Source organism: uncultured Caldilinea sp. (assembly GCF_937128415.1).
Lineage (GTDB): Bacteria > Chloroflexota > Anaerolineae > Caldilineales > Caldilineaceae > Caldilinea.
Genome location: NZ_CAKZMJ010000109.1, coordinates 64,706 through 72,500, shown reverse-complemented (window position 1 = coordinate 72,500; position 7,795 = coordinate 64,706). Strand labels below are relative to the sequence as shown.

Sequence of the window (7,795 nt, the reverse complement as noted above, 5' to 3'; positions counted from 1 at the left end):
GTGTCGGAGCATTCCGCCAGCAAGGGGCTGCCCCAAATGTTGCCTGTATAGACGTAACGCAGACCTGCCGCCTTCCCGATCTCCCAGGCGCGCTGGAGCGTGGCGGCGGGCGTCGGGGGGCGGTTGCGCATCTGGTAATGGGGCGTGAAGCCGGTGACATGCCACGGTAGGTCGGGGCTGACCGAGACCAGAAAGTCGGCGATGTCGCGCAATTCTTCATCGCCGTCGTTCAGCCCGGGGATCACCAGCGTGGTCACCTCCACCCACACGCCGCGCTCCACCAGGTGACGGATGTTGCGCAACACCGGCGCCAGCCGCGCGCCGCAGTAGGCGCGATACGTCTCCTCTCGAAACGCCTTAAGGTCCACGTTGATCGCTGCAAGGTAAGGCGCAATCGTGTCGAGCGCTTGCACGGTCTCGAAGCCGCTCGATACAAAGACGCTGCGGATGCCTGCGTCGTGCGCCAGGCGCGCCGTGTCATAGGCGTACTCGAAAAAGACCGTCGGCTCGTTGTAGGTGAACGCAATCAACGGGATGTTGTTCTGCACGCAGAATTGCACGATCTTCTCAGGCGGCCACGAGTCGCCTGTATCGTCTCGTTCTGGGTCAAAGGCTCGATGTTGCGAAATTTCCCAGTTCTGGCACCAGGCGCAGCGCAGATTGCAGCCGAAGGTGCCGATCGAGAAAATTTTGCTGCCGGGTAGAAAGTGATTCAACGGCTTCTTCTCCACCGGATCGACGTGCACGGCCACCGCCTTGCCATAGACGACGAGCCGCAGCGCGCCGTCGATGTTGCGCCGCACGCCGCACTTGCCCGCCTCGCCAGGGCCTACGGCGCACCAGTGTTCGCACGCCGTGCACTGCACATAGCCGCGTCGCAACGGTCGACTCAACATCGTCGGTTGGAACATCGCTTACCTCCTGAGTAATGTCCTTGACAATATCCTCTTTTATTATCGCGCAAAATGTTTCCTTCTGATCCAGAGGGAACACAAAGGGCGCAAGCGGATGTTTTGCATTTTTTCCGTCCTTCGTGCGCTCTACGTGGATCGTCTGAGGAGGCGATGGACCTGTGAGCTATGATGCAATTGTGATCGGCTCCGGCCCCAACGGCCTGGCGGCGGCGATCACGCTGGCGCAAAACGGCCTTCATGTGCTGGTGATCGAGGCGAGAGCGACGCCCGGCGGCGGCATGCGCACGCAAGAGCTCACGCTGCCCGGCTTCCAGCATGACATCTGCTCGGCGATTCACCCGCTGGCGCAGGCGTCGCCCTTTTTTCGGGGCCTTGCGTTGACCCCAGACGAGGTGGATTGGATCACTCCGCCCGTCTCGCTTGCGCACCCTCTGGATGATGGAACTGCTCTCGCCGTTGCGCCTTCGCTCGAAGAGACCCTCGAAGGGCTCGAGCGAGATGCAGCGCGATGGCGACGCCTCTTTGCGCCGTTGGTCGAACGCTGGCCCGACTTCCTCGACGATCTGCTGGCGCCGCTGCACGTTCCTCGTCACCCCCTCCTTTTCGGCGTCTATGCGCCTCTGCTCGCCGCGCCGGCGACATGGCTTGCCCGCGCCTGCTTTCGAGATGAACGCACGCGCGCGCTCTTCGCCGGCATGGCTGCGCACTCCCTTCTGCCCTTGGAGCGCGCGCCGACCGCCGGCGTCGGGCTCTTGCTGACGGTGCTGGCGCAGAGCGTGGGCTGGCCGATGGCGAAGGGCGGCTCCCAGACCATCGCAGATGCGCTGGTGCGGCGGCTCCGACGCCTCGGCGGGGACGTTGTGTGCGGCTGGGAGGTGACCGACTTCGCCGAGCTTCCGCAGGCGCGGGCGTATCTGTTCGACACTGCGCCGAAAGGGTTGCTGCGCATTTTAGGGGATCGCCTGCCGCCCCGCTATCGCCGCCAGCTGGCGCGCTTCCGCTACAATCCCGGCGTCTTCAAGATCGACTGGGCGTTGGAGCGTCCGATCCCGTGGCGGGCAGAGTTGTGCTATCGGGCTGCGACCGTGCACATCGGCGGGACGCTTGCGGAGATCGCCGCTGCGGAGCGGGCGATCTGGCGAGGGATGCATCCCGACCGACCCTTTGTCTTGCTGGCGCAGCAGAGCCTCTTCGACGCCGCGCGCGCGCCGGAGGGGAAACATGTTGCATGGGCGTATTGTCATGTCCCGCATGGCTCGACCGCAGACATGACCAAGGCGATCGAGCGTCAGGTCGAACGCTTCGCCCCTGGCTTTCGCGATTGCATCCTGGCGCGCGCCACGCGCTCCGCCGCCGAGATGGAGAAATACAATCCCAATTACGTGGGCGGCGACATCAACGCCGGCGTGCAGGACCTTTTGCAGCAATTCACGCGGCCGACGCCGAGCCTGACGCCGTATCGCACCCCGCTGAAAGGCGTCTATCTGTGTTCTTCCTCCACGCCGCCGGGAGGGGGCGTGCACGGCATGTGCGGCTATTACGCAGCGCAGATGATGTTGAGGGATTGGAAGAGATTGAAATAAGTGCACTCCGGCGGTTATGGATCGCCGCCACCGCCGGTCGCTCTCAAGGAGCAGCTTTTTATCGATGACGCTTCAGTTGAAAAAATTCCATATGGCTCGGTTCGACTCGGCGCAGATCGACGACGCCCGCTATCTCATCATAAATCGCATAACGCAGGGCGCCGTCTTCCGGGACGCCTGCGCTGCCTACGCCGACGATCGTGCGTTCATCGGGCGACAACTTGATGCACGCAGGCCCGGCCAGGGAGCGCAATTTGTTCGTCGCCGGGTTCCAAATCCAGGCCATCTGCACGTGGGTGTGACCGTGAAAGAGCACTGTCACGTTATGGCTTTGCATCCACGCCAGCGCGTTCCAGAGGGCGTCGATGTTCTGATGCAGCCGAGGAAAGAGCGCACTCCAGCTCATGCCCGGCCTCATCCACGCGGCGGCCGCAGCCGCGGTGGGCAAAGGCGTCGGCATCTCTGGGGCGGCATGGCAGTACGCTGCGCCGTTTTCCCGAATCAGCGCAGGCCAGGAACTCACCCATTCGGCGAGCGGCCCGGAGAGCCTACGCAGGCCGCTGACCTCCCAGTTCCCATAGACGCAGGGAATTTTGCGCGCCTGCAGCGCCGCCAGAATGCGCAGTTGGTGACCCGCGTCTCCCAGAAAGATAAAGCGATCGACCTGCTGCGCTTGGGCGTCGTCGAGCACGGCGGTCAGGCCAACGTAATTGTCATGGAGATCGGCGAAAACTGCGGTGCGCATGGTAAAATAATCGTATGCGCGCCATGCAACTCTTCCAAACCGGAGACATTGTCGAAGATCGACTGATTCTGACCGAAGACGCGCCCCTCCCACAGCCGGCTGCGGATGAACTGCGCGTGCGCGTGCACGTCTGCGGCGTCTGTCGCACCGATCTGCACACCGTGGAGGGCGATCTGACGCTGCCGCGGCCCTTGCCGTTGATCCCCGGCCATCAGGTCGTGGGCGTTGTGGACGCCGTCGGCGAGCAGACGACCCACTTCGCCGTCGGCGATCGCGTCGGCGTGGGCTGGATGAACTGGACATGCGGCGCGTGCGACTTCTGTCGACGCGGCCAGGAAAACCTCTGCCCCTACGCTCGCTTCACCGGCCTACATGTCGACGGCGGCTATGCTCAGTGGATGCTCGTGCATGAACGCTTCGCCTATCGGCTGCCTGCCGATCTTTCTGACGAAGCGGCGGCGCCCTTGCTCTGCGGCGGCGTGATCGGCTATCGCACTTTGCGGCTGAGCGGCGTCGAACCGGGAGGCCGCCTGGGGTTGTACGGTTTTGGCGCCAGCGCGCATCAGGCAATTCAAGTCGCCCGCCACTGGGGGTGCACGGTGTACGTCTTCACGCGCGGAGAAGAGCATCGCCGACTTGCCGAAGCGCTCGGCGCGGCTTGGGTCGGCGACGCCGATGAACAGCCTCCGCAGCCGTTGGACGCCGCCGCCATCTTCGCTCCCGCCGGCTGGATCGTGGAGCGGGCGCTGCACCATGTGCGTCCCGGCGCCGTCGTCGCCATCAACGCCATCCACATGACGCCTATCCCGGAGCTGCCCTACGAACGCATCTACGGCGAGCGAGTGCTGCGCAGCGTCGCCAACTTCACCCGCCAGGACGCAGAGGAGTTTCTGAAGCTGGCGGCGGAAATTCCGATTCGCACCGAGGTGGAGACCTTTGGCCTGGCGGAAGCCAATCAGGCGTTGCGAAAACTTAAACAAGGCGAACTGCGCGCCGCCGCCGTGCTTCGCATTGATTGACGCCCCCTGCGAAGCTTCTTCCCTTCTTTACATTCCTTTTACATATTTTTCATCATCCATTTAGCTTGGTTCCCTACGATCGCCGAGCATTGAGAAGCGGGCATACAGCGCCATCCGTCGGTCAATGGCAAACTGCTCCCTGTCCAGTGCAGATGCTCTGCATGAACTGTCTGTGTTGTACAGGGAGTCAATTTTGAAAAGCAACGAATAAGGAGCAAAGGATTATGCGAAAACGCTCGATGATTGTGTTGTCTTTTGTAATCCTGGCAGTTTTATCTGGCGGCGCGCTGCTGGCGGCTTGCCAGGGAGGCGACAGTCCGACGCCGACGCCTACGGCCACCCCGGCGCCGGCGGCTGCAACGGTCGTAGAAACACAGCCATCGTCTGCAAATGCTGACGCCGAGGCGAGCGCGTCAGACGCTGCGGCGGCCACCACCGAAGCAGGGGCTTCTGCCGAGCAGGCTTCCACGGAGAACCAGACAAGCGAGGCAGCCAATGAAGCCAGCGGCCCGGTCACGCTGCGTTTCGTCAGCGATGGCACCGAGGCGCGCTTTTTGATCGACGAAATTCTGATGGGCCAGCCCAAGACAGTTGTGGGCGTCACCTCGCGCGTGGAAGGCGAGATCACCGTCGATCCGGCCAATCCTGCTTCCGTGCAAGTGGGCGAAATCCGCATCGACGCGCGCGATCTGACCACGGATGACAACCGCCGCAACAATCGCCTTCACAACGACATCCTCAGGTCCAACCAGGACGCTTATCGCTACATCGTCTTTCGCCCGACGAACATCGAAGGTCTGCCCTTGACCGTCGACATCGGCGATGCGTTTCAACTTCAGGTCACCGGTGATCTTACGATTCTAGATACAACATTGCCTGTGACTTTTGATATGGAGGTGACGGTCGTGGATGAGAACACGGTGCGCGGCTCCGGCTCCGCTATCGTTCGTTACGCCGATTTCGGCATCCGTATCCCTAGCGTGCCTATCGTGGCCGGCGTCGCCGACGAAGTGCTCTTGGAGATTGACTTTACGGCGCAAAGATAAGCGACTGAACGCGCCGGGAGCCGAGCGAAAATGCAAAACGCGCACAAGACCCGGCGTTGAAAATTACGCAATACAGGCGCGAGGTTACGGACTCAGTCCGCCTTCCAGGAAGTTGGGAGCTTCCTGGAAGGCGTTGTTCTGCGAGCGCGTCATTCCCCACCTCGCCTGGCGACGATAAAGGCGATGCGGCTGCGCCAGGCGACGGCTTGCCCCAACAATTGCCGTTCAAATAACGCTCGAATCTGCGCAATTTCATCGCTGCTCAGCAGCGCCGCAAGCCGTTCAGCGTAGGCAGGGCGACCACCGACATTGGGCGTGAACCAGCGCTGCACCATCGCCGGTGTGATCAGCGTTTCGCTTTCTTCCACTTCGAGCTGCAAGGAGACCTTCATCCCCGCTTCTTCCAGCGCAGCTTGCAACGTCCGTTCGTCCCAGTTGACCAACGGATCGTTTGCGTCGGCGTAAATGGCTTCTTCGGCCAGGCGCCAACGTTCCATCAAGTTGGGCGCAAGCAAGCCCGGCTCAAAGAGGGCGTACAGTCGCTGCGCAGCGCGCGGGATGCGCTCCGCCAGACTGACGACGCCGTGCGGCGCCAACATCTCCGCCAGCAGACGACAGGCGCCGCGCTTGTCCGCCTCCTCCAGCAGCGCGTTGTAGCCGACGATGGCGTCGAAACGAAGGGCCGAGGCGGAGCGAAGTGCAAGAGGCGCCCGGGGTGCTTCCGCAGCGATTTCTCCACTTTGCAGCGCCAGAAGAAGCGGGAGCTCTTCCAATCGGCCTTCCATGACGATCGGTCGCTCGATGAGCGGCAGGCGCTCGGCCATCTGGCGCAGCGCCTCGGCGTCGCGACGATTGCGCACCAGCGCGTAAACCCCGCCTTCGGGCGTGCGCCGCACCGCCTCCCAGGTGAGCAGGCCGGAGCCGGCCTTCAGATCGAGCACCACGCTGTGACGGCTCAGCTTGGCAGCGTCAAGCACGCGATCGCGCACGCGCGCCAGTCGCTCGCCTGCGCCGGAGATCGCGCGTTGCAGCCAGCGTTCCCGCGCCGGGTCGTCGGGCGAATGGGTGAGAATCTCCCCGCGCGTCTCGTCGACGTCCAGCATGGCGGCGAGCTGGGCCTCGCGGCGTCGCGCCACCTCCGCCCGGATCGTCGCTTCGTACCCCTGGTCGGAGGGCTGGTAGAAGATCTTGCCCTGCAGGGATGTCGGCAAGTATTGCTGCGCCACCCAGTGATCGCGATAGGCGTGCGGGTACAGATAGCCCTCGCCGTGGCCGAAGCCTTCTTTGTCGCGGCTGGCGTCTTTGAGGTGATTGGGCACGCCGCTGTCTGCCTCCTTCGCCACCTGTTCCAGCGCGTCGAAAAAGGCGAAGGCCGTGTTGGATTTTTTCGCCGTCGCCAGGTAGAGCGCGGCCAGCGCCAGGTGAAAACGGCCTTCAGGCATGCCGACTTGCTCAAAGGCCTGCGCACAGGCGTTGACGACCTGAATGGCGTTGGGGTCGGCCATGCCTACGTCCTCGCCGGCGAAGATCAACATGCGCCGAAAGATAAAGCGTGGAGATTCGCCGGCATAGACCATCTTCGCCATCCAGTAGAGGGCGGCGTCCGGATCGCTGCCGCGCAGGCTCTTGATGAAGGCGCTGATGGTGTCGAAGTGATAGTCGCCTTCTTTGTCGTAGAGCACGGCGCGGCGCTGGATCGACTCTTCGGCGATGGCGAGGGTGATGCGAAGATTGGGCGCAGGAGGCTGCAGACCGCCTTCCGGGCTGCCTGTCCCCGTCGTCTCCACCGCCAGCTCCAGCGCGTTGAGCACGGCGCGAGCGTCGCCGTTCGCCACCTCGACCAGGTGCTCCAGCGCGTCTTCGTCGATGGTGACGTTCAGCTTGCCGTAGCCTCGCTCTGGGTCGGTCAGCGCCTGGCGCACGATCTTGCGCAGGTCGTCTTTGCTGAGCGGCGTCAGTTGAAAGATGCGGCTGCGGCTGACCAGCGCTTTGTTGACTTCGAAATAGGGGTTCTCGGTGGTGGCGCCGATGAAGATGACCGTGCCGTTTTCGACCCAGGGCAACAGCGCATCCTGTTGCGCCTTGTTGAAGCGGTGCACCTCATCGACAAAGAGGATGGTGCGTTGTCCGTAGAGACGGGCGCGGTTCTGCGCCTCCTCGATCGCCTCGCGAATCTCTTTGACGCCGGCCAGCACGGCGTTGATGGCGATGAAATGAGCGCGCGTCGTGTTGGCGATGACGCGCGCCAGCGTGGTCTTGCCGGTGCCGGGCGGGCCGTAGAAGATGAGGCTGGAAAGCTGGTCGGCCTCGATGGCGCGGCGCAGCAGCCGGCCCGGGCCGACGATATGCTCCTGGCCCACGAATTCATCGAGCGTGCGCGGCCGCATGCGCGCGGCCAGCGGCGCGCTGCGCTCCATCTGCTCCAGGTTTGCCTGCTCGAAAAGGTCGAGGTCTTTCATTGAAATGTGAACTTAGGACGATACGCGCT

Annotated in this window: 6 protein-coding genes (1 of these 6 only partly in view); 3 read left to right on the top strand and 3 right to left on the bottom strand. The window is 63.2% G+C overall.

The window, feature by feature from the left end; translation table 11 throughout:
* Nucleotides 1-911: the 5' portion of an AmmeMemoRadiSam system radical SAM enzyme gene (gene amrS / locus Q0367_RS20735; RefSeq protein WP_297638657.1), read on the bottom strand. It extends 121 nt beyond the left edge of the window; 911 of the gene's 1,032 nt are visible here — the first part of the coding sequence; its start codon is at nucleotides 909-911; its stop codon lies off the left edge, out of view.
* Nucleotides 912-1,072: 161 nt separating this feature from the next.
* On the opposite strand from amrS, the gene Q0367_RS20730 reads away from it, so the two are divergent.
* The gene (locus tag Q0367_RS20730) at nucleotides 1,073-2,497 is read left to right on the top strand and encodes an NAD(P)/FAD-dependent oxidoreductase (protein ID WP_297638660.1); all 1,425 of its coding nucleotides are present in this window, start codon (nucleotides 1,073-1,075) and stop codon (nucleotides 2,495-2,497) included.
* A gap of 58 nt (nucleotides 2,498-2,555) precedes the next feature.
* On the opposite strand, the gene Q0367_RS20725 is transcribed toward Q0367_RS20730, so the two are convergent.
* Nucleotides 2,556-3,242 (bottom strand): metallophosphoesterase, encoded by a 687-nt coding sequence (locus tag Q0367_RS20725; protein WP_297638663.1) that lies wholly within the window; start codon nucleotides 3,240-3,242, stop codon nucleotides 2,556-2,558.
* Between the two features lie 14 nt (nucleotides 3,243-3,256).
* On the opposite strand from Q0367_RS20725, the gene Q0367_RS20720 reads away from it, so the two are divergent.
* Together Q0367_RS20720 and Q0367_RS20715 are read left to right on the top strand one after the other, a co-directional pair.
* Nucleotides 3,257-4,261: a zinc-dependent alcohol dehydrogenase family protein gene (locus Q0367_RS20720; RefSeq protein WP_297638666.1), complete on the top strand. Its 1,005-nt coding sequence runs from the start codon at nucleotides 3,257-3,259 to the stop codon at nucleotides 4,259-4,261.
* Nucleotides 4,262-4,485: 224 nt separating this feature from the next.
* The gene (locus Q0367_RS20715; RefSeq protein WP_297638669.1) at nucleotides 4,486-5,307 is read left to right on the top strand and encodes a YceI family protein; all 822 of its coding nucleotides are present in this window, start codon (nucleotides 4,486-4,488) and stop codon (nucleotides 5,305-5,307) included.
* 149 nt (nucleotides 5,308-5,456) lie between these two features.
* Here Q0367_RS20715 and Q0367_RS20710 read toward each other — a convergent pair whose 3' ends face one another.
* On the bottom strand, nucleotides 5,457-7,766 hold the full coding sequence (locus tag Q0367_RS20710; protein ID WP_298984502.1) for an AAA family ATPase: 2,310 nt from the start codon (nucleotides 7,764-7,766) through the stop codon (nucleotides 5,457-5,459).
* Between the last annotated feature and the right edge of the window lie 29 nt (nucleotides 7,767-7,795).